Consider the following 24,502-nt stretch of genomic DNA (forward strand, 5'->3'; position numbering starts at 1 on the left):
TTCAGCTTTATTTATTTGTTTTTATTAGATTTAATTTAAGATGCAGCGTTATTCAAAGTTTATACCTTTTTATGAATTAGATATATGAAAAGTGATTGACATCCTCCCCGACCTAAAGGACGGAGATTCCTACTGCTAGACGCTCATGTCCGAGCGCAAGAATATTCAGTGCGGAATTTACATCCCGATCATGGAGCGTACCGCACTCCACACACTGCCACTCTCTTATTCCAAGTCCTGCTCTACCTTTCGGACTACTGGAGCGTGAGCCACAGCACGAACAGATTTGGGTGGTATAGGCTTCATTGACTTCTTCATAACATACCCCTGCGTTCTCGCATTTATACTTGAGCATGGTTCTTAGTGTTGTCCAACTGGCATCTAGCACTGATTTAGCCAATCTGGTTTGTGCTAATGCTTTGGCATTCACATTGCCAACGAAGATGGCTGCATGTTCATTAACCAATTTTCGGCTGAATTGATGCAGCATGTTTTGTCTTACATTTTTAATCTTAGCATGGATGGCTTTGACACGTTTCTTATTTTTTGCACGTTGAGCAATACCAAGTTTTTGTTCATATTGCCGATAGATTTGAGGTGCTTTAAGTTTTACGCCATCTGAACAAGTCGCTAAATCTTTTAAACCTAAATCTATGCCAATTGAGGTTTTAGCGTTGTTTTTTTCTATTTTGACTGCATCAACTACAAGACAAACATACCAACGTCCACGACTATCTTCTACGAATGTGCCTGTTTTGATATTGTATTTACTTAATCCGTAACTATCCCATAGTTTAAATTGATGCTTGCCATATTGAACATAGCCATCAGCATATTTGATTGCAACCTTTTTAAACGGTATCCAACCCAATGAACGTCTAGCTGATTTTTTATTACTGACACGCCATTTTAGTTTTGCTTTTTTGAACTGCTTGCGTCTTGTGACCAATTCTTCTGTCACTGCCTGAATAGTTTGACTGTGCAAGTTGCATTCTTTCGATGTGCCTTTCGTGTATTTTGCAATATCGTATGCTGAAAAGAATTGTTGTTTTCTTTGAAGATGTTTAAAACACAAATCATTGACATAATTCCAGACAAAATTTACTTCGGATGCTAACTGATTTAGCACCTTACAATGTTTGTCTTTTATGCGTAATTTGAGTGTCTTCATCCAATTATTTTAACAATATTTTTCTTAATAATGACTATAGTACAAGTATTTAAAACGACATTTCGTGTCGTTCATATGGTTTACCCTAGTCGCTTATATCCTCATGCTGAACCACGAGGTTTTACGCTCCAGTGGATAAACAACATCAAACCAACCTTCTCAAATTAATTTTATTGTGACTTTTGTAAAAATCTTCACGATATCTCCACAGTTGTTTGTTACAACATGTTCTAATCCAAAGCTCAATGGACAAATCGGTATATAGTGAGTAAATAATGACTCTGTACACGACAAATTTCACAGAACCCTTATCCTATCAGGATTCTGCTTTCTTAAAATTGCCAAAATTTCCTTAAACTCTTCTTTTTTCCCAAAACCAATTAAACGCTGAATCGCCATTTGAACATAGTCTAAACCATAGCGAAATAAACTCATTGAGAGTCGTCCATGCTTCTTTATTTTTATCGCTTTTTTTTGATCATGTTGCCATTCACCCGTTAAGTAACACCAACAGAAGCTTATAGCTAACACCGCAATCAATTTTTTCACTCGTCTAGGGTCTGTCAAGCGCGTATTTTCAAGATTAAACCCGCGTCCTTTGAGACAACTGAATAAGGTTTCAATTTCCCAGCGTAATGCATAATCCTGAATAGCATTGGCATTAAACTGAGGAGAAACGACGAGTAAAAGCTCTCCATTTTCTAACTGTAGTGCACTTATATATAGTTTCACCCGACCAACCAAAATCCGTCGTTTACGACATTCAATTTGACCAACTTTAAGATGGCGAAATAAATCACTAATTTTATGATTCTTTCCTAAATGATTGGTGACAATGAAGTTTTTTTAACACGAATGCAGAAGTTGATGTCTTGTTCAATTAACCATGTAAACCACTGCTCACCGATAAACTCTCTGTCTGCGAACACATTCACAATACGGTCTTTACCAAAAATGGCTATAAAGCGTTGAATCAAAGCAATACGCTCTTTCGTATCTGAATTTCCACGTTTATTAAGCAATGTCCAAAGGATAGGTATCGCTATTCCACGATAAACGATTGCGAGCATCAGGATATTAATATTTCGTTTTCCCCATTTCCAATTGGTTCTATCTAAAGTCAGTTGCACTTGGTCGAATGAAAACATATTGAAAATCAACTGAGAAATTTGACGATAATCAAAATACTGACCTGCAAAGAAGCGCTGCATACGTCGATAAAATGATTGTGGTAAGCACTTGATGGGCAAGGCTTTAGATGCAGAAGAAAGATTACATGTTTGCTTTAAAATAATCACAAGCATGATGAGCGCAAAGCACTTTAAATGTGACTTGTTCCATTTTAGAGATTTGTTTAAGATAAGATATAACTCATTGAGATGTGTCATAGTATTCGTCGTTAGAAAACAATTATTGTGACATTATTTCAATGAGTTATCTATTTTTGTCGTGTACAGAGAAATAATGATAAAGATCTTATTGAAAGTGTGACGAAAGTCTGCTTTTGTTAAGGTTTTTATGATTAAATATTTAAGTGATTAAAACAATTTATAAATTGTGAGTTCATTCATAAAGGAAAGGGGGGGAATCAAGATGAAATCTAAACTCATATGCGCAGCATTACTCACTTTAAGTACAGTCAGTCACAGTGCTGTGATCAAGTCTACTGAAAGTAAGACCCATTTAACTGCGGAAAAAGGCTCTTTAATTGAAAAAGCCCTTACCCAACAAAAACAGGCAGATAAGCAAAAATTTGAATCAAATAATGATTTAAAGGTACTGACTTCTATTCACGTCGCTCCAACACAAAACTTCTTTGCCTTGCAAAATCAGCGTTTTAGCCGTTTCGTACAAGCCTTATTCCCGCAAGATAACTCATAACTCCGCATCAAACTTACTGCCTTTGATCCCCTTTTCAAATGCAGTTGAAACGCCCAAGTACAGAATGTTGAATTTAACATTAAGTACTTGGGCTTTTTCGTTATAATGGTTGCAATTTACATTTTGAATTAATTTTTGCTTATGACTGTTCGTACTCGTATCGCGCCTTCTCCTACTGGTTTCCCGCACGTGGGAACAGCGTATATCGCCTTGTTTAACTTATGTTTTGCCAAACAACACGGTGGTGAGTTTATTCTTCGTATTGAAGATACTGACCAACTGCGTTCAACCCCTGAATCTGAAAAAATGATTTTGGATTCATTGCGTTGGTTAGGCTTAAATTGGGCAGAAGGTCCGGATGTAGGCGGCCCGCACGCACCGTATCGCCAATCTGAACGTATGGATATTTATAAGCAATATGCCTTGCAATTGGTCGAACAAGGACATGCTTTCTATTGCTTCGCCACTAGCGAAGAACTCGATCAAATGCGTGCAGAACAGCAAGCACGTGGTGAAAGCCCACGCTACGATGGTCGTGGTTTAAACTTGTCAGCAGATGAAGTGCAGCGTCGTTTAGCGGCAGGCGAAGCGCATGTGATTCGTATGAAAGTGCCAACCGAAGGCGTATGTAAATTTAACGATATGCTGCGCGGTGAAGTGGAAATTCCATGGGCGCAAGTCGATATGCAAATTCTGCTGAAAACAGATGGCTTACCAACTTACCATTTGGCGAATGTGGTCGATGACCATTTGATGCAAATTACCCACGTGATTCGTGGTGAAGAATGGATTCCATCGGCACCGAAACACCAATTGCTTTATCAATATTTTGGTTGGGATATGCCTGTGTTGTGCCACATGCCACTGTTGCGTAACCCAGACAAATCAAAATTATCTAAACGTAAAAACCCGACTTCAATTAACTATTACAAAGACATTGGTGTATTACCCGAAGCGTTGCTGAACTATTTAGGTCGCATGGGTTGGTCAATGCCAGATGAAAGTGAAAAATTCACTTTAGCCGAAATGATTAAACACTTTGATATTCAACGTGTCTCACTGGGCGGCCCTATCTTTGATGTAGAAAAACTCAATTGGCTGAATGGTCAATGGATTAAAGCACTTTCACCTGCTGAGCTCTTAGATACCTTATTGGCTTGGAAAGCAGATCGAGCCAAATTGGAAGAGATTGCTGCCGCGATTCAACCGCGTATTCATTTACTCTCAGAAGCGGTCAATTGGTCTGCACATTACTTCAACCATTTCCCAAGCTTAAGCAAGGAACAGTTTGAAAGTAAAAAACTGTCTGAAGAACAAGTGCGTCAAAGCTTGCAATTTGCAATTTGGCGTTTAGAAAGTCTATTTACTTGGAACAACGACACGGTGAGCCAAACCCTGATGGATTTAGCGAACCAAATGGAAGTCAAATTGCGTGATTTCATGCCTGCGTTCTTTATTGCAATTGCAGGTTCAACTGCATCTACCCCTGTGATGCAAACCATGGTCACCATTGGCCCTGATCTGACTTTTGCACGTTTGCGTCATGCCTTAGAAGTGGTTGGTGGACCAAGCAAAAAAGAAGTGAAAGTCTGGGAAAAACTGAATGAAAGCATCAAATTGCCGAAAAATGATGCAATTGATCCAGCTTAATTCATTTTTTTGTTGACGTGTGAGCGCAATAGCCCTAATATTGCGCTCACACAGACTGGGGTCATAGCTCAGTTGGTAGAGCGCTACAATGGCATTGTAGAGGTCAGCGGTTCGATCCCGCTTGACTCCACCAAGTTTAAATAAGGCTTTACCTGTGTTGCCTCATCAAGTCCCTATCGTCTAGAGGCCTAGGACATCGCCCTTTCACGGCGGTAACCGGGGTTCGAATCCCCGTAGGGACGCCATATTCAAGATGAATATAAATCGATTATATTCATCTTATAATAAAGCTCAAGCAATGACTTGGGCTTTTTTATTGCCCTGTTTTCTGACAGACTGTTTTTGATTTGCCGTACATTTGGTTAGAATAACGATCAGATTAGAATTTTGGAGTTGTAATGCAATACCGATGCCCTAAATGTCAAAGCCCAAAAATCATGCCTGTTGCACAGTCAGGTCAAGCAACACCGCGTCCTGTCGTGCCAAAAAGCTTGGTGATGCTTATTCCAGCGGTATTTGTCTTATTACTTCTTGTTTTGATCAGTATTGCCATGTGGATTTTTGGTGATGGTGCAGGTACAACCTTACAAAGCATTACTGTGGCGGTATTTGTACTGTGTGTGATTGCAGGTTTCTTGTTTTATCGTGATTTGCCTGATTTCAAAATTTCTATGCAAGCTTTTATGCAGTCGCAAAAACAATGGAAGTGCCGTGAATGCTCACATGAGTGGGAAGTTTAAACCTCACTGATCTACAAGCAAATTACGCAGAATATTGCTACGTTGATCACCAGCCCACATTATCGAGCAAGATAAAAAAAACCAGCCTTCACGGCTGGTTTTTTTTATGGGAATTCAAGTTTTAAGACTTAAGCGCCAATTTTACGGTATTTGCTACGCTTAGTTGCTAGATCATCACCATATTTCTTGCGGCGATATTCTTCAAACTCGGTATAGTTACCTGTAAAGAATTCTGGTTGCTCATCTTCGAATGACAAGATGTGCGTTGCAATACGGTCTAGGAACCAACGGTCGTGCGATACCACCATCACTGTACCTGGGAAGACTAAAATTGCATCTTCCAGTGCACGTAAAGTTTCAATATCCAAGTCGTTTGATGGCTCATCCAGCAAGATCACGTTTGCGCCCTGCTGTAGAATTTTTGCCAATTGTAAACGGTTACGCTCACCACCCGACAATTCACCAACGCGTTTTTGCTGATCCTGACCTTTAAAGTTAAAGCGACCAATATAAGCACGCGATGCAATTTCATAATCGCCCACTTTCAAAATGTCTAAACCGCCAGAAACTTCTTCCCAAACAGTTTTGTCATCATCTAGAGTGTCACGAATCTGACCGACATAAGCCACTTTTACCGAGTCACCTAAAGTCACGCTGCCCGTATCAGGTTGCTGCTCGCCAGTCATCATACGGAATAAAGTCGTTTTACCCGCACCGTTTGGACCGACAATCCCCACAATCGCTGCAGGCGGCACAGTAAAGGAAAGGTTTTCGTAAAGTAAGCGATCACCAAATGACTTGCTGATGTTTTCCACTTCCACCACTTTGTTCCCTAAACGTGGGCCAGGTGGAATATAAATTTCAGAAGTTTCGTTACGCTGTTGGAATTCACGCGAGTTAAGCTCTTCAAAACGCTCCATACGCGCTTTGTTTTTCTTTTGCTGGCCTTTCGCATTAGAACGTACCCATTCCAATTCTTTTTTCAAGGCTTTCGCAAAAGACTCTTCTTGCTTCTGCTCTTGCTCTAAACGGTTATTTTTCTGCTCTAACCATGAAGAGTAGTTCCCTTGATATGGAATACCATGTCCACGGTCAAGTTCTAAAATCCATTCTGCGACGTTATCCAAGAAGTAACGGTCGTGGGTAATTGCCACAATCGTACCCGGGAAGTCTTTTAAGAAACGCTCTAACCAAGATACAGATTCTGCATCCAAGTGGTTCGTCGGTTCGTCTAGAAGTAACATGTCTGGTTTAGACAATAACAAACGGCATAAAGCCACACGACGACGCTCACCACCCGACAATTTATTTACATCAGCATCCCAAGCTGGCAAATTCAATGCTGCCGCTGCTTGTTCAAGCTGATTGTTCAGGTTGTGTGCATCCCAAGTTTGGATAATCGCTTCTAACTTCTCTTGCTCTTTTGCAAGTTTATCGAAGTCTGCATCTGGGTCTGCATATTCGGCAAAAACTTGGTCTAAACGCTCTAAAGCATCTAAAGCTTCACGCACACCATCTTCCACGTTGCCGCGTACATCTTTGCTCGGGTCTAGTGGTGGTTCTTGCTCAAGATAACCAATTTTGATGCCTGGCTGCGCACGAGCTTCACCAGAGAAATCTTTATCTACGCCCGCCATAATACGGAGCAAAGTCGATTTACCTGCACCGTTTAAACCAAGCACACCAATTTTCGCACCTGGGAAAAATGATAAGGAGATGTCTTTCAAGATTTCGCGCTTAGGCGGAACCATTTTCGACACTCGGTTCATCGTATAAATATATTGGGCCACGTAGGACTCCTCAATAGAAAACCAAATCTGGGGCTCAGATGAGCAGCCCCTGCTCTAATGAGCGAAAAAATAATCGGGTATTATACCTGAATACGCAGAAAAAATAAGACACCACAAACATCTTGCATGCTTTGTTACAAGTCTAGCGATCAGCGGATAAGCACAGGACTTTTTGCCTGCTATATCAAATTTACAGCTAAATATTGCAGCATTTTTACACTTTCTTTCATATTTAAAAGTGCTAGACTCAAGCCAATTTAACTCACGAAGATGAAGTAAACATGACCTATAAAGACGAAACCTTGGCGATTCATGCAGGCTATAGCCCAGAACCAACCACCAAAGCCGTGGCAGTGCCGATTTACCAAACCACTTCTTATGCCTTTGATAATACGCAACATGGTGCCGATTTATTTGATTTAAAAGTACAAGGCAATATTTACACCCGTATTATGAACCCAACCACTGCAGTATTGGAGCAACGTGTTGCAGCGCTTGAAGGCGGGATTGGAGCTTTGGCCTTAGCATCGGGTATGGCTGCAATCACCTACGCCATTCAAACCATTACTGAAGCAGGCGACAACATTGCTTCAGTATCAACTTTATATGGCGGTACGTACAACCTATTTGCCCACACCTTGCCTAAACAAGGCATTGAGGTGCGTTTCTTCGATTATCAACAGCCTGAAAGCTTGCGCGACCTGATTGATGACAAAACCAAACTGGTCTTTGTAGAGTCAATTGGCAACCCATTGGGCAATATTATTGACCTTGAAGCGATTGCAAAAATTGCACATGAATACGGCATTCCTGTGGTGGTGGATAACACCGTAGCCACACCTGTCTTGCAAAAATCATTTGATTTTGGCGCAGACATTATTATTCACTCACTGACCAAATATATAGGCGGTCATGGTACGTCTATTGGCGGCATTATTGTCGATAGCGGCAAATTCCCTTGGGGCAAATATCCTGAGCGTTTTAAAGCGCTAAATACACCTGATCCAAGCTATCACGGGGTTAATTATGTAGAAGCTTTAGGTGCTGCGGCATTTATTGCACGTGCACGTGTAGTACCTCTGCGCAACACAGGTGCAGCGATTAGCCCGCATAACGTATTCCTGATTTTACAAGGTTTAGAAACCTTAAGTCTGCGTATGGAACGCCATACTGAAAATGCGCAAAAAGTCGCGGAATATTTACAGTCACATCCAAAAGTGAAATGGGTTAATTACGCAGGTTTAAAAGATCACCCACAACATGCGTTGGCGCAAAAATATGTAAAAGGCAAACCTTCTGCAATTCTGTCCTTTGGTGTGCAAGATGGTCGTGAAGGCGGAACTCGCTTTATTGACGCGCTGCAATTATTCACCCGCTTGGTCAATATTGGCGATGCCAAGAGTCTAGCTTGCCACCCTGCGACCACCACTCACCGTCAGTTGAGTGCAGATGAACTCAAGGCTGCAGGTGTGAGTGAAGATATGGTGCGCTTGTCCATCGGGATTGAACATGCCGATGACTTAATTGCTGATTTAGAGCAAGCTTTAGCAGCCGTATAAAAACTCATCAGTTCAAGCTTTGTACTGACATCCTGCTGATTAATTTCAACAGGATGCTTTTTTATTTTAATTTTTCTTTGTATGTCTTTGCATTAGCTTTAGTTTATGGTAAAAATAAAGATATACAAATCACAAAAATAGAGCAATTACTCTAAATTCATTTTTAAATTCAACCACTTATTGCATAGCTTTTTTTGTGAAATCGGCTATCATAAAGCCAAGGAAAACAGTTCAAATTCAATCTGAAATTTGAATCGGCACTTTCAATAAAAATGACAACTCAGGAATCAAAATCAGGAATATTAGCGTGAAGCCAAAATTAGAGAAACTTTTTCAAAAGCGTGTAAATGGTAAAGTTGCCCTTATTACAGGTGCATCGAGTGGTATTGGTTTAACCGTAGCACATAAACTAGCCGACGCAGGTGCGCATGTGCTTTTGGTGGCACGTACTCAGGAAACGCTTGAACAAGTCAAAGCTGAAATTGAAGCACGTGGTGGTAAAGCTTCAGTTTTCCCTTGTGATTTAAACGATATGGACTCTATTGATGCTGTATCACAACAAATTCTCGCCTCTGTCGATCATATTGATATTTTAATTAACAACGCAGGCCGCTCAATCCGTCGTGCAGTACATGAGTCGGTTGATCGTTTCCACGACTTTGAACGTACTATGCAGCTCAACTATTTTGGTGCTGTACGTTTAGTACTCAATATTTTGCCGCAGATGATGCACCGCAAAGATGGTCACATCATCAATATCAGCTCGATTGGTGTATTAGCCAACGCAACGCGCTTCTCGGCTTATGTGGCATCTAAAGCCGCACTAGATGCGTTTAGTCGCTGTCTATCTGCAGAAGCGCATACACACAAAATTGCGATTACATCAGTGTATATGCCACTAGTTCGTACCCCAATGATCGCACCAACCAAAATTTACAAGTACGTACCCACCCTTTCACCTGAGCAAGCAGCAGATTTAATTGCCTATGCGATTGTGAAACGTCCGAAGAAAATTGCGACACACTTGGGTCGTTTGGCTTCAATCACATATGCGATTGCACCAGACATCAACAACAAACTTATGTCGATTGGTTATAACCTATTCCCAAGCTCTTCCGCTTCTGTAGGCGAGCAGCAAAAACTGAACTGGGTACAAAAGGCATATGCACGCTTGTTCCCAGGTGAACACTGGTAATTTATACACATTCAAGTTTTCTTTAGGCGATCTACGGATCGCCTATTTTATTTCCGATCATTTCATATTACGTTATTTCAATCTTGCAACATCTACTGCAAGAGATAACGTTAACAAGCCTAATCTTATGTCCATGCAGCTTGAACAAAACATTCAATTGCACCTTATTTATATGCTATAACACAGCTGTTTTAAGTATTTTGAATGGATTATGCGAGCACTAGCCCTCATTTTACAGTATGGCTGTTTTGCCTTTGCCTTATTTTTAAGTTATCAGGTTGCAACGGCGCTTTATCAGCAAGAATATGAACTCTTAGAGGTTGTTGCCGATGTAGGCACGATTTTAATTTGTATTGATTTAGGCGTATTTTTATTTAGCAGCAAAGCCTCTCAAGGTTTAAATCTTCAGGAATATGCTCGTCAACTTGAAGCACCACCGTCAAAACTAGTGGCAGTGACGCGTAAACTTGGACATTTGGGAATCATGCTGATTTTAGTGAGCTGGATTGTGCCGTTGATTTAAAAATGATTAATCAAACTGTAGATTAAAAATATACCCACAAAACAAAAAGCTCCCGAATTTCGGGAGCTTTTTGTTTGCGTAATTAAAGCTTACTTCGAACCTTTAATCCCTGCTTGTAACAACAATGCGCCTAAACCACCAATTTTATTTTCTTGCGGTTTAGCAGCTTGTGGTTTTTTCACTGGTGAACGGTCTGACTGAGGATGTGACTGCTGTGGACGTTTCGCCTGTGGCTTACGCTCTGTACGTTGCTCTTGATCACGACGTGGCGCACGCGCCGCTTTTGCAGGTGAAGCCGAACCTTCAGGACGCATCGATAAATTCACACGGTTACGCTCTACATCAACCTGCAACACACGCACTTGAACAATTTGACCTGGTTTCACCACTTTATGCGGATCAGCCACAAATTCATTGGCCAACTCAGAAATATGCACCAAACCATCCTGATGTACGCCCACATCCACGAAAGCACCAAAGTTGGTCACGTTGGTTACAACACCTTCAAGCTGCATGCCTTCAGTCAACTGCGCCACTTCAGTAATATCTTCACGGAATTTAGCCGTACGGAATTCAGGACGTGGGTCACGACCTGGTTTTTCCAATTCAGACAAAACATCCTGAATAGTTGGTAAGCCGACTTGCTCATCCACAAATTCTTCAGCATTCACCGAACGGATAATTTCAGTATTACCAATAATATCTTTAACCGTGGTCGCTTTGGCAGCCACAATTTTTTCTACTAAACCATAAGATTCAGGGTGCACTGCAGAAGCATCCAAAGGCTCAGAACCTGCCTGAATACGCAAGAAACCTGCTGCTTGTTCAAAAGTACGTTCGCCTAAACGCGGTACGTTTTTCAAAGCTTGCCGATTGTCAAAACGGCCATGTTCTTTACGGTATTCAACAATTTGCTGTGCAATGGCTTTATTCAAACCTGCGATATAACCCAAAATTGCTGAAGATGCCGTGTTGACATCGACACCGACCGAGTTCACACAGTCTTCTACCACAGCTTCTAAGGTTTTTGCTAAACCTGCCTGATTCACGTCATGTTGATACTGACCCACACCGATTGATTTTGGATCAATTTTTACCAACTCTGCCAATGGGTCTTGCAAACGACGTGCAATCGACACTGCACCACGAATCGACACATCTAGTTCTGGCAACTCTTGCGATGCCAATTCAGAAGCTGAATACACAGATGCACCCGCTTCAGATACAGACACACGTGTTAATTTCAAGTCACTGTGCGCCGCCATCATTTCTGCCACAACCGCTTCAGTTTCACGGCTTGCAGTCCCGTTACCAATCGCGATTAAATCAACATTGTGCTCACGGCATAAACGTGCAAGTTCTTCAATCGCGCCTGCTTTGTCTTCTTTAGGTGCAAATGGATAAACCGTGCTATGTGCAACCACATCGCCAGATTGGTTCACCACAGCCAGTTTGACACCTGTACGGATGCCAGGGTCTACGCCCAGCGTACAACGCGCACCTGCAGGTGCAGAGAGCAATAAATGACGCAAGTTTTCTGCAAAGACATCCATCGCTTCAGCTTCGGCAGCCAAACGCTTTTCAGTCAATAATGAATGTTCGATTTGTGGACGCACTTTGCCCAACCAGAACAATTTTGCCGTTTGCTTTAAAAAGTCCTGACGTGCTTGCGGCTGAATTTGATCTAAATTGTATTCAGTTTCAATACGTGCCAAAGGTGCACTGTCTTCACCATCAACTTTTAAACCCAAGACGTTTTCTTGGCGACCACGCAACATCGCCAATAGGCGATGTGAAGGCACTTTGTTGAGGTTTTCTGAAAAATCGAAGTAATCACGGAATTTTTTGCCCACTTCTTTTTTCTCTTCAGAAGCAACCAAGCTTTTTAATACCGCTGTTTTGGCAAAAATTTCTTTTAATTCTGTGGTTAAGGCAATATTTTGTGCCCATTCATCAATCAGAATGTGTTGTACCGCATCTAGATGACTGTCTGCATCAGGATAGTCTGCATGACTAAAGCCTGCTAAAGCTTCGCTTGGCTCAACCTGTTCTGCAAAAATTTGCGCTGCAATTGGGCCTAAACCTGCTTCTTTAGCTTTAAACGATTTACTGGTGCGTTTTGGACGGTAAGGCGCGTAAATTTCTTCTAAAGCATTTTTGGTTTCAGCAGCGTTAACCCGTGCCAATAAATCATCAGATAATTTATCTTGTTCTTTGAGTGATTCTATTACTTTTTCGCGACGCTCATATAAATCACGTAAATACGATAAACGTGTATCGAGCTGACGTAGCTGCGTGTCATCTAAACCTTGCGTCACTTCTTTACGGTAACGTGCAATAAATGGAACGCTAGCACCTTCATCAATCAGTTTGATGGCAGATTCTACTTGATTTGGTCGTACGGCAAGTTCTTTTGCTAACTGCTGAACTAAGTCAGTCATCGTGTGTGATCCTACAAGGATAAATACTAAAAGCCATGATTATAAAGACCAAGACTATAAAATCCACAATTGTTTTATGAATTTTATAAATGGTGGTTTTTTGGCGATTTTTGCCAATTCGGCTAAATTTTATAAATCTAAATAAAATTCAGGCTTATGTTAGACTCAAACGGACAAATATGTCAGTTTTTCGCATGGGAATGCTGTATATATTTGGTATCTATGTCTTGATTTTATCTGCAATATTTGTTGCTTTAGAGCATAGGCAATAGATACCAATGAATCGTATACTCAAAGCCAACTCAACTTTTTGTTTACGATGACAATAAAGAATAAAGGAGCACATCATGAGTTTAGTTGTACCTGCTGAAAAAACAGATACCGTACACAGCGAAACTGACCGCGTTGAACGCATTCTCGTTGTGGATGATGATGTGCGTTTACGTACCCTGTTACAGCGTTTCTTGGAAGATAAGGGCTTTGTGGTCAAAACTGCCCACGATGCGACACAAATGGATCGTTTGTTACAGCGTGAACTGTTCTCTTTAATCGTGCTTGATTTTATGCTGCCTGTTGAAGATGGTTTAAGTATTTGCCGTCGTTTACGTCAATCTAACATCGACACGCCAATTATTATGCTGACGGCTCGCGGCAGTGACTCTGACCGTATTGCAGGACTTGAAGCAGGTGCAGATGATTATTTACCAAAACCGTTTAATCCAAATGAGCTGTTAGCGCGTATTCGTGCTGTATTGCGTCGTCAAGTGCGCGAGGTACCAGGTGCACCAAGTCAGCAAATGGAAGTGGTTGGTTTTGGCCCATGGTCACTCGATTTATCGACCCGTACTTTGACACGTGAAGGTCAGGTCGTGACCCTAACTACAGGTGAATTTGCAGTACTCAAAGCGTTGGTACAACATCCTCGTGAGCCTTTAACCCGTGACAAGTTAATGAATTTGGCGCGTGGTCGTGAATGGGGTGCGATGGAGCGTTCGATTGATGTTCAGGTTTCACGTTTACGTCGTTTAATTGAAGAAAACCCTGCCCGTGCACGTTATATTCAAACGGTTTGGGGTGTCGGTTATGTATTTGTTCCAGATGGTGCGGAATAAGTTGAAAATGATGTGAGGCTTCAGCCTCACATCTTCATGCAATGATCAACATTTATGCACACCGATCATTGTGCTAGATTTAAAGAACAGACATTCCAATAACAAGTATATTCATCATAAAATTTCACTTACTAAATTCGCTTTACAACCTCTGCCACAGGACAAGATGTGAAACTCGAACCCATCGACCCACAAGAATTTACCGACTATGTGGCGTATTCTGAAAAGAAACGTACCCGCTGGGAGCGTTTTCTGGACAAAATCAAACCACGCTCTGCAGCCATGCGCACCACGGTACTGGTGGTTTTTGTGGTGTTGTTTAGCCTGTTTATGTCGTTGTGGTTCTTTTGGCGCACCTTGTATTTACCTGAAATTCAACAACACGCCCGCTATTTAGCGGTTGAACTGGAAATTTTAAACAATCCAGATTTGCGCATTTTTCACAATGAAGCCGAAGTCGATGTCGATGCGTGGCTTAAAAATCGGGTCGGCATTGAATATGTAACCGATCCACGTGAGTTTCCCAATGTACGGGAAAAAGTCATTGCAGAGTTTTTTACCCAACAAATAGAAAAGAAACTGGCAACTGAATTAAAAATGCAGGATGTCACGGTCTATTTCCAGTTCAAACCAAGCCCGCGTATTTGGATTCAAACCCCAGAAATGAATGGCAACTGGGTACGTGAACCCCTTAAAACCTATGCCAACTACAGCCCTGAACTGGTCTTTGGCTGGCTTTTGGGTATTCCGCTTTTTGCTGCAGCGATTATTTTAACTCTAGTACGTCAGCTGAATCGTCCTTTGCGTCGTCTGCAAAATGCCGCCAATAGCTACAGTAAAACAGGCAAAGCACCCTATTTGGAAACCAATCACGGCCCGCAGGAAATTCGCGAGGTCAACCAAGCCTTTAATCACATGATTTATACCTTGGAACAGACTGAACGTGACCGTCGGATCATGCTGGCGGGTATTTCTCATGACCTGCGCACGCCACTGACACGGATTCGTTTAAGTGCCGAAATGATGCCCGATGAAGACTTTTTAAAAGAGGGCTTAATTTACGATGTAGAAGATATGGATGCGATTTTGAATCAATTCATTTCTTATATGCGTGATGGTTCCGATGAAGAATTACAAGAAACTGATTTAAATGTGTTGTTGCAGGAACTGATTATTCAGTTTAAACCTTTGGATATACGCTATACTGCACAGGAATTACCTCTAATTCAGGCACGTAGTTTGTCACTAAAACGTCTGATTGGTAACTTAATTAACAACTCCAAACGCTATGGGGCAGAACCAATTGAACTTTCAGCAGAAGTGCTAGAGGATCAGATTCGGATTTGTGTTGCTGACAATGGTACAGGAATTCCTGAAGACCAGATTGCCGATTTAATGCAGCCGTTTGTACGTGGCAATGAAGCCCGCACCGTACAAGGCAGTGGCTTAGGCTTGGCAATTGTGAAACGTATTGTCGATATTCATCAAGGCGAGTTGACCATTCAAAATCGTGAACACGGGGGTCTAGAGGCCATTATAACCCTGCCACTACAAGCTGAAATTGTGGAAGAAAAAAGTAATATTGGCACGCTAGAAAAAATCAAACAAAGTTTGAGTGAACATTTCTAAACGGCTGATTCATTTGATCTCCATCTGGCTTGCTTTACACCAATTTCAGGCCAACAGCAAATCAGATGGATGACCAAAGCAAAAATTTCAGATGGTGCATATCAAAATTGTATAAAAATATATCAAATATATTTTTTCATTTACCGATTAGTATAAAAATAAAATATTAAATTCAATAAATTATGTATCATTTAGTATTTTTATATGCGCATTTAGGCAGAAAATTAGACCTTAGCCTAATACCTATGCAAAATACTTTTTTTGATCGGTACAATCGGTATCAGTCAAGTATTTTATGAGAGTTCGCCATGTCTTTAGATCGCATCCGTTTAGCCTCCCTCCACGACAAAGTAATCAGCGCAGAACAAGCTGCTGAATTCGTTCAAGATGGTATGACCGTAGGTATGAGTGGCTTTACTCGTGCGGGTGAAGCAAAAGCTGTTCCACTTGCATTGGTGGCACGCGCTAAAACCAACCCTTTAAAAATTGACTTAATTACTGGCGCAAGTCTTGGTAATGATTTAGACAAGCAATTGACTGAAGCAGGTGTTTTGGCTCGTCGTATGCCGTTCCAAGTAGACAACACCTTGCGTAAAGCAATTAACCAAGGTCAAGTTATGTTCATTGACCAACACTTGTCTGAAACTGTTGAGCAAATGCGTAACAACACGCTAAAACGCCCAGACATCGCGATTGTTGAAGCAGTTGCAATTACTGAAGACAGCCTAATTATTCCAACAACTTCTGTAGGTAACTCTGCAAGCTTTGTTGAATATGCAGATAAAGTCATTATCGAAATCAACACCACTGTAAGTACAGAATTTGAAGGCCTACACGACATTTATATTCCTGAAGCACGTCCAACACGTGGTCCAGTGCCATTAACTCACGTTGAACAACGTATTGGAACCAAAGGTATTCAGTTAGACCCTGCAAAAGTTGTGGGTATTGTATTTAACGATACCTTGCTTGACTCTCCATCTAACGTGACCGATCCAGATGACGAAACTCAAGCAATTGCAGATCACTTGATCGCATTCTTTGAAAACGAAGTAGCTCAAGGTCGTTTACCGAAAAACTTGGCACCTTTACAAGCAGGTATCGGTTCAATTGCAAATGCAGTATTAACAGGCTTCAAACACTCTAACTTTGAAGACTTGGTGATGTACTCAGAAGTACTCCAAGACTGTACGTTTGAATTGATTGATGCAGGCAAAATGAAGTTCGCTTCTGGCTGTTCAATGACTTTGTCTGAAAAATGTGGCGATCGCGTATTTGGTAATCTTGCACACTACAAAGACAAATTCATTTTACGTCCACAAGAAATCTCTAACTTCCCTGAGTTAGTACGTCGTTTAGGCATCATTGGCATTAACACTGCACTTGAGTTTGATATTTACGGTAACGTGAACTCAACCCACGTATGCGGTACCAAAATGATGAACGGTATTGGTGGTTCAGGTGACTTCGCGCGTAACGCACACTTGGCGATTTTCGTGACTAAATCGATTGCGAAAGGCGGTGACATTTCATCTATCGTTCCAATGGCTGCGCATGTAGACCACAACGAACACGACGTTGACATCTTAGTCACTGAGCAAGGTTTAGCAGATTTACGCGGTCTTGCACCACGTGAACGCGCTCGTGCGATTATCGACAACTGTGTACACCCAATGTACCGCAATGCATTGAATGATTACTTTGAGCGTGCATGTGCAAAAGGTGGTCACACTCCTCACCTACTTCGTGAAGCATTATCTTGGCATGCAAACTTCGAAGAACACGGTCACATGTTGACTCCTGCACAACAAGAATCTGCGCAACCAGCATAATTCGCGTGCAATAAAAAAACGCCCTGATTTTTCAGGGCGTTTTTTTATGTCTTAAGTTTTTATGTCTTAGATTGTCACAAGGTCATTTGCGACAACGCACTCCATTTTACTCAAATGCCAAAGCTTTAAATTCATCTATAAAATGCTGTCCTAACTGGCGTAAACCATCCACACTGAGTGTGGTTTCAATCACACCTAAAGACACCACATCACGTTGAATTTGCAGCACGGTTTGACCTTGCGGATTAATATAAAAACGAGAGCTTAAAGCTGCAAAGTTATTTGCCAAATCTGCGGTTTGTTCAGCTCGAACCTGATTCACGAGGTCTTGTGCAGTAAAACGGTATTGATCTTGCACCAAATTCAGGGTGTTGGATTGCCCATATTCAGCACTTAATGCACGGTCATCTAAGGCCTGTAAAGGCTGATCAAGATTGGCAAAAGCAGTCACAGGAAGGCACAGCACAAGGCTGAATAAAACAGCAGGAAAAAATTTAAACATAGAACACCTCACACATCAGTCATTACACGTGTGGAGAAATATCCTTTTTCACCCAAACCTTATTTTAATCTCAAAGCAATTTCGAAACAGTGATTTTTTATACCAAACAACCTAAACGCAGCAAAATGGGAAACCGAATTTCCAAATCTTGAACAGATTGCTGCTGCAACAATTGTTGTAATTCAAGCAAAGGCGTCTCTGTATGCTGCTTTAAATAATGCTGCAGTCCCGACCAGGTGTTTAAATAATTCAGCAATTGTGTTGCCGGCCAGCGATATTTTAGGGAAAGTTCAGGTGTCACGATTTCTTTAAATGGGAAAGGAATCGTGCGATATAAATCATCAATATAACGGCGCTCAGCATCCCAATAACCTTTTAAGGTCTGAAAATACAAGCGTTGAATTGCTGCATTCACCCCAGGGTCTACAACTTGAATCAGCCCATAGCCCACCGCAGCGAATACTCCACGCGGTTTTAACACCCGATGCACTTCGGCGTAAAAGGCTTCAAAATCAAACCAGTGAATCGCTTGCGCAACGGTAATCAAATCCACACTTGCATCTGCCAATCCACTGTCTTGCGCCAAACAAGCGCGATAACGCACATTCGCCCAGTGTGGGGCTTGATCCAACTGTGCCCGACTTAAATCTGTGGCTAAAATCTGTTGAAAATGTGGTGCTAATAACTGGGTAAACTGCCCTGAACCTGCACCGCAGTCCCATGCCAAACCGCGCTCGGGTACGTGCTGTAAAATCGTATCGACAATTGCAGTGGAATATTGCGGACGTGCCTGACGATATAAATCGCTACCCCGCGAAAACAAATCTTTCATGCTGCATTCCCTGACCAAGAGTCCTTTATTCTAATCCACTTTTTTTACAGGGATCGTGGACTTTAGATGAAGATACCAAGCGGCTTTGAGTACAAGGCTTGGTTTTAGACATGAAAAAATTTGGAGCATAAAAAAAGCCTCAAACAGTGTTTGAGGCTTTTGAATATGGTGGCGAGACCCAGGATCGAACTGGGGACACACGGATTTTCAATCCGTTGCTCTACCGACTGAGCTATCACGCCAATGCCCTGTATTAAGCCGTATCTCGGCTGAATAGTCAATAAAAATCATCACTTTTTTATTTGATCGCATAAACTTTAGGCAAAAAAATCCCTGATGGGATCAGGGATTGAAAACGTTTAACCGTTTAGAATATGGTGGCGAGACCCAGGATCGAACTGGGGACACACGGATTTTCAATCCGTTGCTCTACCGACTGAGCTATCACGCCAATGACGCGTATTAAACAGTTTCAGCTGTAAGTCGTCAATAGTCTTTTTCGCTTTTCAGTGTAAATGTTTACTTTTACAGCAAAACCCGCATAAATTGGATAAAAAATCACCTGATATTATAGGCTTAGTGCCTATGACGACTCACAATTTACCCAAATGTGCTAAACAACGATGAATTGCGCCACAGCCTGGCTGAAAATGCTGCACACCTTTGGCTTCTTCCATACGGCACACTTCGCTTACCAAGCGATCCGCCACGCCTCGACCTCGGTTTGCAGGATGCACCACAATATATTCAAGCGTACGATGCTCATCTTGCCCTGTGCACCAAATCGCACCAATCACTTTAGTATTAAATTCTGCCGTGTAAAGTAGGGTATACTGAGCCAAGTTCTGCTCAAGTTGGCTTACCGCATCTTGCCCATCACCAAATTCAGGGCTGGTATCATACAGTCGCTCAAGCTGGCTGCGCACTTCGGTATTTTCCAGTGAAGTATAGGCATGTACGGTAATAGGCATTGATTAACCCTCCTGAGCAATCTAATATGCTGAGACTTCGTCACAGCGAAAACATTTTACATCAATCATTTTTGACGTTTTTTTGAGGAACGTGTCTATGACCCAACGTATCAGTGAAGTGGTGAGGAATACCAACGAAACTAAAATTCGAGTTCGTGTGAATCTGGACGGTACGGGTCAAGGCACACTCAACACTGGAGTTCCATTTTTAGACCATATGATTGATCAAATCAAGCGACACGGTTTGTTTGATATTGATATTCATTGTGATGGCGACTTGGAAATTGATGATCACCACACTGTGGAAGACTGTGGTATCACGCTTGGACAAGCTTTTGCGCAAGCTTTGGGCGATAAAAAAGGTTTACGACGCTACGGTCACTTTTATGCACCGCTTGATGAATCTTTAAGCCGTGTCATTGTGGATTTATCGGGCCGTCCGGGTTTATTTATGGATATTCCATTTACCCGCGCGCGTATTGGTACTTTTGATGTGGATTTATTCTCAGAATTCTTCCAAGGCTTTGTCAACCATGCATTAATGACGCTGCACATCGACAACCTCAAAGGTAAAAACAGCCACCACCAAATTGAGAGCGTATTTAAAGCATTTGCACGTGCTTTACGCATGGCATGTGAAGTCGATCCACGTGCTGAAAATACAGTGGCATCAACCAAAGGAACACTCTAATGACCCGAATTGCCCTTCTTGACTATGGCATGGGAAATTTACACTCTGCAGCGAAAGCTTTAGAGCATGTGGGTGCAACGGTAGATGTGACCAATGACCCAAAACTGATTGCACAAGCCGATAAAATTGTGTTTCCAGGTGTGGGTGCTATGCGTGATTGTATGCAAGGCATGCATGAAGCTGGCATTGATGACGTGGTACGCAACGCGGTCTTTAATAAACCTGTACTGGCAATTTGCGTAGGCATGCAGGCGCTGATGCAACATTCAGAAGAAAATGGCGGTGCCGATGCACTGGGTATTTTTGCAGGCACAGTCAAACGCTTTCCTGAAGTAGCAGGTTTGAAAGTGCCACACATGGGCTGGAATCAGGTACACCAACGTGACCCGAACCACCCTATGTGGAACAACATTGAACAAGATGCACGTTTTTACTTCGTGCATAGTTTTTATGTCGAACCACAAGATGAAAAAATCGTGGCTGCGACCTGTGATTACGGTTTAACGTTCTGTACGGCTCTGCATCAAGACAACTTATTTGCGACACAGTTCCATCCAGAAAAAAGTCACACTGTGGGTTTACAGTTACTAAAAAACTTCGTGGAATGGAACATCTGATCTTCAAGATGATCCTCCCTTTAAAGCCGAGTTAATCTCGGCTTTATTTATGCGTGAATGTTTTTCACTGTTATTGCACACTGATTTGTGTTTAAAATTAAAGCGTTTTATACCTTTTTATTCAAAATAAACTGAGGGGCTGTCGATAATTGGTCTATGTTTGCGATGTGAGAGAAATATCTCACAAGATTTTTCGCAAATATATGCTGTGCGACAGAAAATTCAAAAAATCTAGGAATTACAACAATGAGTCAATATGTACAAGATTCTGCACTCAGTGCAGCGGGGCGTTTTGGTCGATTATCATTTTTAGCGTGGAACTGTTTGCTCAGCTTGGGGCTTGCAGTACTGATTGCAATTATTGCCGTTGTTGCACCTAATTTATTGCTAGAGCTCAGCTCTGGCTCTATGGGCATCGGCATGATCTTGCTCGTGGTCATTTATATCGTGGCGTTCTATTTTAGCTTTATTTTCACCATCCGCCGCTTGCATGACCGTAATCATACTGGCTGGTTGTCTTTGCTGATTTTGGTGCCTTTGGTGAATATTATTTTGGGTTTATATTTGGTATTTGCACCTGGCGATGATCGTCAAAATAGCTATGGTGCGGTACGTGAAACCGCAGGTTGGGAAAAAGTACTGGCTTGGATTTTTATTGTGCTGATGATTTTGGCAATTATAGGCAGCTTCTCGGCAGGCATATTCAGCAATCTCTAAGCAAAAATATTCCGCTTGATTGATCTTTCAAAATAGCCCATCTGTTGGGCTATTTTTTCAGGATATTCACCTCAATCTTTGTCTTACACAGTATTTTCAATCTTTTAGATTTTGCCAAATTTTGCAAAACCCTTTAGGCTAAAACCACCTCTTTACCGCTTTGGATGTTATGGATCAAACTCGTCTGCGTACCCTGCCTAGCCCTGATGAAATTCGGCAATTGCCACTGTTTGAAAATATTGCCCGTCAAAATATTGTTCTGATTCAAAATCTAGAACAATGTCGAGCGATTGAAGCTGAACTGAAAACTGCAGCTGTCTTGGGTTTCGATTCTGAATCCAAACCGACATTTAATGTAGGTGAAGTTTCTACAGGCCCGCATTTAATTCAGCTTGCAACCTTAGAAAAAGCCTATTTATTTCAGCTCAATGATGACATTTGGCAATTTTTGCAGCCAATTTTTGCCAATCGGGATCAAATTAAAGTGGGGTTTGGATTGAAAAATGATGCCCATTTATTTCGTAAAAAAGGCATACAACTGAATAGCGTGATTGAATTATCTAAGTGTTTTGGCAGTTTTGGTTTTAAAAGTCCGCTTGGGCTTAAAAATGCCATGGCCTTATTATTTAACGTTCATTTCCCTAAAAGCCGAAGAATCAGTACATCAAACTGGGCACGCAAACAGCTCAGTGAAGCACAAATTGCCTATGCCGCCGCCGATGCCTACGCGCCTGTATTGATATTTGAAGAATTGGGACGTTTAGGCCTATTGCCCGAGCATATCCCCAACAGTTCACTCAAATTGCGAATTCGTCCCTCTAAAACAAAACCTACAACAGATGCTTAGAGATTTAACAATACTTTGTTAAGATGCATAAATTGAATTCAATAAGTTTTTGGCAAGGAGCGAAAGCATGCTGATCATCCCTGCAATTGACCTGAAAGATGGCAAATGTGTTCGTTTAAAACAAGGTCGTATGGAAGATGATACTGTATTTTCTGACGATCCAGTGGCAACAGCACAACACTGGGTAAATGAAGGCGCGCGTCGCTTGCATTTAGTCGATTTAAACGGCGCTTTCGCAGGTACGCCAATTCATAAACCTGTGGTTGAAGCGATTGCAAAATCACAACCCGATCTCCCTATTCAAATTGGTGGCGGTATTCGTTCACTCGAAACCATTGAACACTATTTAGATGCAGGCGTATCGTTCGTGATTATTGGCACCAAAGCCGTACAAGATCCTACTTTTGTAGAAGAAGCCTGCAAGAAATTCGCAGGACACATCATTGTCGGCATTGACGCCATGAATGGCATGGTGGCTACCGATGGCTGGGCCAACGTTACAGACGTGAAAGCGACAGATTTAGCCAAGCGTTTTGCCGATGCAGGTGTATCTAGCATTGTTTATACCGATATTGCCCGTGATGGCATGATGCAAGGTGTGAACGTAGAACAAACCGTGAACTTGGCACAATATTCAGGCTTACCTGTGATTGCTTCTGGCGGTGTAACCAATTTAGATGACGTACGCAATCTAAAAGGTCAGCCTGGCATTTTAGGTGCGATTACAGGTCGTGCAATTTACGAAGGCACCTTAAGCCTACGTGAAGCACAGTTGCTTTTAGATGAGCAATCTTTGTAATTCTGCCGCGTATTTTAAAGAGGTCTGCGGACCTCTTTTTTATTTTACTCATCTTAAGTTTTTTCATCTCCTACAAATTATATGTCTCAGCTTTCACCAATGCTTCGCAGCAAAGCCCCGCAACTGGCGCTCATTTTGATTACTTTAATTTGGGGTGCAACCTTCATTACCGTGCAATACGGTTTGAATTTCAGCAGTCCCGTACTGTTTGTAGGCTTACGTTTTGCCGCAGCCACTTTGGCTGTGGGATTAATTTCATGGCGAAGCCTACGTGGTTTTAGCCTCGTTGAACTTTATGCAGGTTTTGCTATAGGCGCAGTCATTGCGCTAGGTTATGCCACTCAAACCATTGGGCTACAAAGTATCAGCAGTAGCGAATCGGCTTTTTTAACCGCACTGTATGTTCCGCTTGTACCGCTGTTGCTGTGGTTATGCTTTGGTCAACGTCCGCATATCATGACATGGTTGGGTGCTATTTTGGCATTTGTAGGCTTGGTCTTTTTAACAGGCAATGGCTTAGGCGCAATTCAGTTAAATTTTGGACAAGCCATTACTTTAATCGGTTCAATTGCGATTGCCTTTGAAATTATTTTAATTGGCTATTTTGCTAATCGGGTCAATTTAAAGCGCGTGACTCTCATTCAACTGGGATGTGCATCGTTATTGTGTTTTGCGATTGCGCCATTGGTTGGAGAAACTCAATTGCCCGAATTTCAGTGGTCACTCCTTGCTGTTTTGCTTGGCTTAGGCATTGCCAGTGCCGTGATTCAATTGGTAATGAACTGGGCACAACGACAAGTCGACCCTGCGCAAGCGGCTATTATTTATGCAGGTGAACCTGTTTGGGCCGCATTGATTGGACGTTTGGCAGGCGAGCGCTTAGCCGTTTTGGCGTTGTTCGGGGGACTACTGGTGGTTTTAGGGGTGCTGGTCAGCGAATGGCGACCAAAATTTTTAAAACGAAACACATCATCCCAAAAAGCTGAATAAACAGCATTTCGGT

At 41.9% G+C, this 24,502-nt stretch carries 22 protein-coding genes and 4 tRNA genes; 17 read left to right on the forward strand and 9 right to left on the reverse strand.

Going from position 1 to position 24,502, the window contains the following annotated elements; translation table 11 throughout:
• Window positions 1-112 precede the first annotated feature (112 nt).
• Window positions 113-1,171 carry an RNA-guided endonuclease InsQ/TnpB family protein gene (locus tag K1T76_RS12140; protein ID WP_230245436.1) on the reverse strand — a complete coding sequence of 353 codons (1,059 nt, stop codon included), beginning with the start codon at window positions 1,169-1,171 and terminating at the stop codon, window positions 113-115.
• 297 nt (window positions 1,172-1,468) lie between these two features.
• Window positions 1,469-2,559 (reverse strand): IS4-like element ISAba1 family transposase gene (locus K1T76_RS12145; RefSeq protein ID WP_114318428.1). Its coding sequence is split into 2 segments (ribosomal slippage): window positions 1,469-2,019 and window positions 2,019-2,559, totalling 1,092 coding nucleotides; the frame shifts between segments, so codons are not numbered across the junction.
• A 205-nt stretch (window positions 2,560-2,764) separates the two neighbouring features.
• Between K1T76_RS12145 and K1T76_RS12150 the strand changes: the two genes are divergently transcribed.
• The 5 genes from K1T76_RS12150 (at window position 2,765) to K1T76_RS12170 (ending at window position 5,442) form a co-directional block, all read left to right on the forward strand.
• Entirely contained in the window at window positions 2,765-3,052 is a 288-nt protein-coding gene (locus tag K1T76_RS12150; RefSeq protein WP_019838212.1) for a hypothetical protein, read from the forward strand.
• A gap of 141 nt (window positions 3,053-3,193) precedes the next feature.
• Entirely contained in the window at window positions 3,194-4,702 is a 1,509-nt protein-coding gene (gene gltX / locus K1T76_RS12155) for a glutamate--tRNA ligase (protein WP_230245482.1), read from the forward strand.
• 57 nt (window positions 4,703-4,759) lie between these two features.
• A tRNA-Ala gene (locus tag K1T76_RS12160) sits at window positions 4,760-4,835 on the forward strand.
• A 36-nt stretch (window positions 4,836-4,871) separates the two neighbouring features.
• A tRNA-Glu gene (locus K1T76_RS12165) sits at window positions 4,872-4,947 on the forward strand.
• A gap of 153 nt (window positions 4,948-5,100) precedes the next feature.
• Entirely contained in the window at window positions 5,101-5,442 is a 342-nt protein-coding gene (locus K1T76_RS12170) for a hypothetical protein (RefSeq protein ID WP_230245483.1), read from the forward strand.
• 128 nt (window positions 5,443-5,570) lie between these two features.
• Here the strand turns inward: K1T76_RS12170 and ettA are convergent, their stop codons facing one another.
• Window positions 5,571-7,232: an energy-dependent translational throttle protein EttA gene (ettA, locus tag K1T76_RS12175; RefSeq protein ID WP_004974427.1), complete on the reverse strand. Its 1,662-nt coding sequence runs from the start codon at window positions 7,230-7,232 to the stop codon at window positions 5,571-5,573.
• A 281-nt stretch (window positions 7,233-7,513) separates the two neighbouring features.
• Here ettA and K1T76_RS12180 point away from each other — a divergent pair, with 281 nt between their 5' ends.
• The 3 genes from K1T76_RS12180 to K1T76_RS12190 all read left to right on the forward strand — a co-directional run bounded on the left by K1T76_RS12180 (window position 7,514) and on the right by K1T76_RS12190 (window position 10,509).
• The gene (locus tag K1T76_RS12180; RefSeq protein WP_019838216.1) at window positions 7,514-8,791 is read left to right on the forward strand and encodes an O-acetylhomoserine aminocarboxypropyltransferase/cysteine synthase family protein; all 1,278 of its coding nucleotides are present in this window, start codon (window positions 7,514-7,516) and stop codon (window positions 8,789-8,791) included.
• A 307-nt stretch (window positions 8,792-9,098) separates the two neighbouring features.
• Entirely contained in the window at window positions 9,099-9,986 is an 888-nt protein-coding gene (locus K1T76_RS12185) for an SDR family NAD(P)-dependent oxidoreductase (protein WP_019838217.1), read from the forward strand.
• 211 nt (window positions 9,987-10,197) lie between these two features.
• Window positions 10,198-10,509 carry a hypothetical protein gene (locus K1T76_RS12190; RefSeq protein ID WP_019838218.1) on the forward strand — a complete coding sequence of 104 codons (312 nt, stop codon included), beginning with the start codon at window positions 10,198-10,200 and terminating at the stop codon, window positions 10,507-10,509.
• Window positions 10,510-10,598: 89 nt separating this feature from the next.
• On the opposite strand, the gene K1T76_RS12195 is transcribed toward K1T76_RS12190, so the two are convergent.
• Window positions 10,599-12,950: a Tex family protein gene (locus tag K1T76_RS12195; protein ID WP_230245484.1), complete on the reverse strand. Its 2,352-nt coding sequence runs from the start codon at window positions 12,948-12,950 to the stop codon at window positions 10,599-10,601.
• A gap of 347 nt (window positions 12,951-13,297) precedes the next feature.
• Between K1T76_RS12195 and ompR the strand changes: the two genes are divergently transcribed.
• The 3 genes from ompR (at window position 13,298) to K1T76_RS12210 (ending at window position 17,523) form a co-directional block, all read left to right on the forward strand.
• Window positions 13,298-14,062, forward strand: coding sequence for an osmolarity response regulator transcription factor OmpR (gene ompR / locus K1T76_RS12200; RefSeq protein WP_004974415.1), 765 nt, complete (start codon window positions 13,298-13,300; stop codon window positions 14,060-14,062).
• Between the two features lie 168 nt (window positions 14,063-14,230).
• Window positions 14,231-15,691: an ATP-binding protein gene (locus tag K1T76_RS12205; protein ID WP_230245485.1), complete on the forward strand. Its 1,461-nt coding sequence runs from the start codon at window positions 14,231-14,233 to the stop codon at window positions 15,689-15,691.
• Between the two features lie 308 nt (window positions 15,692-15,999).
• Window positions 16,000-17,523, forward strand: a complete 1,524-nt coding sequence (locus K1T76_RS12210) for an acetyl-CoA hydrolase/transferase family protein (RefSeq protein ID WP_004974412.1) — start codon at window positions 16,000-16,002, stop codon at window positions 17,521-17,523.
• A gap of 106 nt (window positions 17,524-17,629) precedes the next feature.
• On the opposite strand, the gene K1T76_RS12215 is transcribed toward K1T76_RS12210, so the two are convergent.
• From K1T76_RS12215 to K1T76_RS12235, 5 genes are all read right to left on the reverse strand, one after another.
• The gene (locus tag K1T76_RS12215; protein ID WP_230245486.1) at window positions 17,630-18,025 is read right to left on the reverse strand and encodes a hypothetical protein; all 396 of its coding nucleotides are present in this window, start codon (window positions 18,023-18,025) and stop codon (window positions 17,630-17,632) included.
• 97 nt (window positions 18,026-18,122) lie between these two features.
• Window positions 18,123-18,857, reverse strand: a complete 735-nt coding sequence (locus tag K1T76_RS12220) for a class I SAM-dependent methyltransferase (RefSeq protein WP_019838224.1) — start codon at window positions 18,855-18,857, stop codon at window positions 18,123-18,125.
• A gap of 166 nt (window positions 18,858-19,023) precedes the next feature.
• Window positions 19,024-19,099: transfer RNA gene (locus K1T76_RS12225), tRNA-Phe, on the reverse strand.
• A 133-nt stretch (window positions 19,100-19,232) separates the two neighbouring features.
• Window positions 19,233-19,308: transfer RNA gene (locus K1T76_RS12230), tRNA-Phe, on the reverse strand.
• 142 nt (window positions 19,309-19,450) lie between these two features.
• A complete protein-coding gene (locus tag K1T76_RS12235; RefSeq protein WP_019838225.1) occupies window positions 19,451-19,828 on the reverse strand; it encodes a GNAT family N-acetyltransferase in 378 nt (125 codons plus the stop codon).
• A 97-nt stretch (window positions 19,829-19,925) separates the two neighbouring features.
• On the opposite strand from K1T76_RS12235, the gene hisB reads away from it, so the two are divergent.
• The 6 genes from hisB to K1T76_RS12265 all read left to right on the forward strand — a co-directional run bounded on the left by hisB (window position 19,926) and on the right by K1T76_RS12265 (window position 24,489).
• Entirely contained in the window at window positions 19,926-20,519 is a 594-nt protein-coding gene (gene hisB, locus K1T76_RS12240; protein WP_096902642.1) for an imidazoleglycerol-phosphate dehydratase HisB, read from the forward strand.
• Window positions 20,519-21,136, forward strand: a complete 618-nt coding sequence (gene hisH, locus K1T76_RS12245; RefSeq protein ID WP_070153599.1) for an imidazole glycerol phosphate synthase subunit HisH — start codon at window positions 20,519-20,521, stop codon at window positions 21,134-21,136. Before hisB ends, hisH begins: the two co-directional genes overlap by 1 nt.
• 246 nt (window positions 21,137-21,382) lie before the next feature.
• Window positions 21,383-21,853, forward strand: coding sequence for a DUF805 domain-containing protein (locus K1T76_RS12250; protein ID WP_070153601.1), 471 nt, complete (start codon window positions 21,383-21,385; stop codon window positions 21,851-21,853).
• A gap of 169 nt (window positions 21,854-22,022) precedes the next feature.
• Window positions 22,023-22,700 (forward strand): 3'-5' exonuclease, encoded by a 678-nt coding sequence (locus K1T76_RS12255; RefSeq protein ID WP_070153604.1) that lies wholly within the window; start codon window positions 22,023-22,025, stop codon window positions 22,698-22,700.
• A 67-nt stretch (window positions 22,701-22,767) separates the two neighbouring features.
• On the forward strand, window positions 22,768-23,499 hold the full coding sequence (hisA, locus tag K1T76_RS12260; protein ID WP_019838229.1) for a 1-(5-phosphoribosyl)-5-[(5-phosphoribosylamino)methylideneamino]imidazole-4-carboxamide isomerase: 732 nt from the start codon (window positions 22,768-22,770) through the stop codon (window positions 23,497-23,499).
• A gap of 99 nt (window positions 23,500-23,598) precedes the next feature.
• Entirely contained in the window at window positions 23,599-24,489 is an 891-nt protein-coding gene (locus K1T76_RS12265) for a DMT family transporter (protein ID WP_230245487.1), read from the forward strand.
• Window positions 24,490-24,502: the final 13 nt, after the last annotated feature.

The sequence above is a fragment of the Acinetobacter sp. PW68 genome, assembly GCF_020982655.1.
Classification (GTDB): domain Bacteria; phylum Pseudomonadota; class Gammaproteobacteria; order Pseudomonadales; family Moraxellaceae; genus Acinetobacter; species Acinetobacter towneri_A.

Bases quoted from the DNA above. Each gene is read 5' to 3' on its own strand.
- K1T76_RS12140 (WP_230245436.1), bottom strand. From the start codon at position 1,171: ATGAAGACACTCAAATTACGCATAAAAGACAAACATTGTAAGGTGCTA.
- K1T76_RS12150 (WP_019838212.1), top strand. From the start codon at position 2,765: ATGAAATCTAAACTCATATGCGCAGCATTACTCACTTTAAGTACAGTC.
- gltX (WP_230245482.1), top strand. From the start codon at position 3,194: ATGACTGTTCGTACTCGTATCGCGCCTTCTCCTACTGGTTTCCCGCAC.
- K1T76_RS12170 (WP_230245483.1), top strand. From the start codon at position 5,101: ATGCAATACCGATGCCCTAAATGTCAAAGCCCAAAAATCATGCCTGTT.
- K1T76_RS12180 (WP_019838216.1), top strand. From the start codon at position 7,514: ATGACCTATAAAGACGAAACCTTGGCGATTCATGCAGGCTATAGCCCA.
- K1T76_RS12190 (WP_019838218.1), top strand. From the start codon at position 10,198: ATGCGAGCACTAGCCCTCATTTTACAGTATGGCTGTTTTGCCTTTGCC.
- K1T76_RS12195 (WP_230245484.1), bottom strand. From the start codon at position 12,950: ATGACTGACTTAGTTCAGCAGTTAGCAAAAGAACTTGCCGTACGACCA.
- ompR (WP_004974415.1), top strand. From the start codon at position 13,298: ATGAGTTTAGTTGTACCTGCTGAAAAAACAGATACCGTACACAGCGAA.
- K1T76_RS12210 (WP_004974412.1), top strand. From the start codon at position 16,000: ATGTCTTTAGATCGCATCCGTTTAGCCTCCCTCCACGACAAAGTAATC.
- K1T76_RS12215 (WP_230245486.1), bottom strand. From the start codon at position 18,025: ATGTTTAAATTTTTTCCTGCTGTTTTATTCAGCCTTGTGCTGTGCCTT.
- K1T76_RS12220 (WP_019838224.1), bottom strand. From the start codon at position 18,857: ATGAAAGATTTGTTTTCGCGGGGTAGCGATTTATATCGTCAGGCACGT.
- K1T76_RS12235 (WP_019838225.1), bottom strand. From the start codon at position 19,828: ATGCCTATTACCGTACATGCCTATACTTCACTGGAAAATACCGAAGTG.
- hisB (WP_096902642.1), top strand. From the start codon at position 19,926: ATGACCCAACGTATCAGTGAAGTGGTGAGGAATACCAACGAAACTAAA.
- hisH (WP_070153599.1), top strand. From the start codon at position 20,519: ATGACCCGAATTGCCCTTCTTGACTATGGCATGGGAAATTTACACTCT.
- K1T76_RS12250 (WP_070153601.1), top strand. From the start codon at position 21,383: ATGAGTCAATATGTACAAGATTCTGCACTCAGTGCAGCGGGGCGTTTT.
- K1T76_RS12255 (WP_070153604.1), top strand. From the start codon at position 22,023: ATGGATCAAACTCGTCTGCGTACCCTGCCTAGCCCTGATGAAATTCGG.
- hisA (WP_019838229.1), top strand. From the start codon at position 22,768: ATGCTGATCATCCCTGCAATTGACCTGAAAGATGGCAAATGTGTTCGT.
- K1T76_RS12265 (WP_230245487.1), top strand. From the start codon at position 23,599: ATGCTTCGCAGCAAAGCCCCGCAACTGGCGCTCATTTTGATTACTTTA.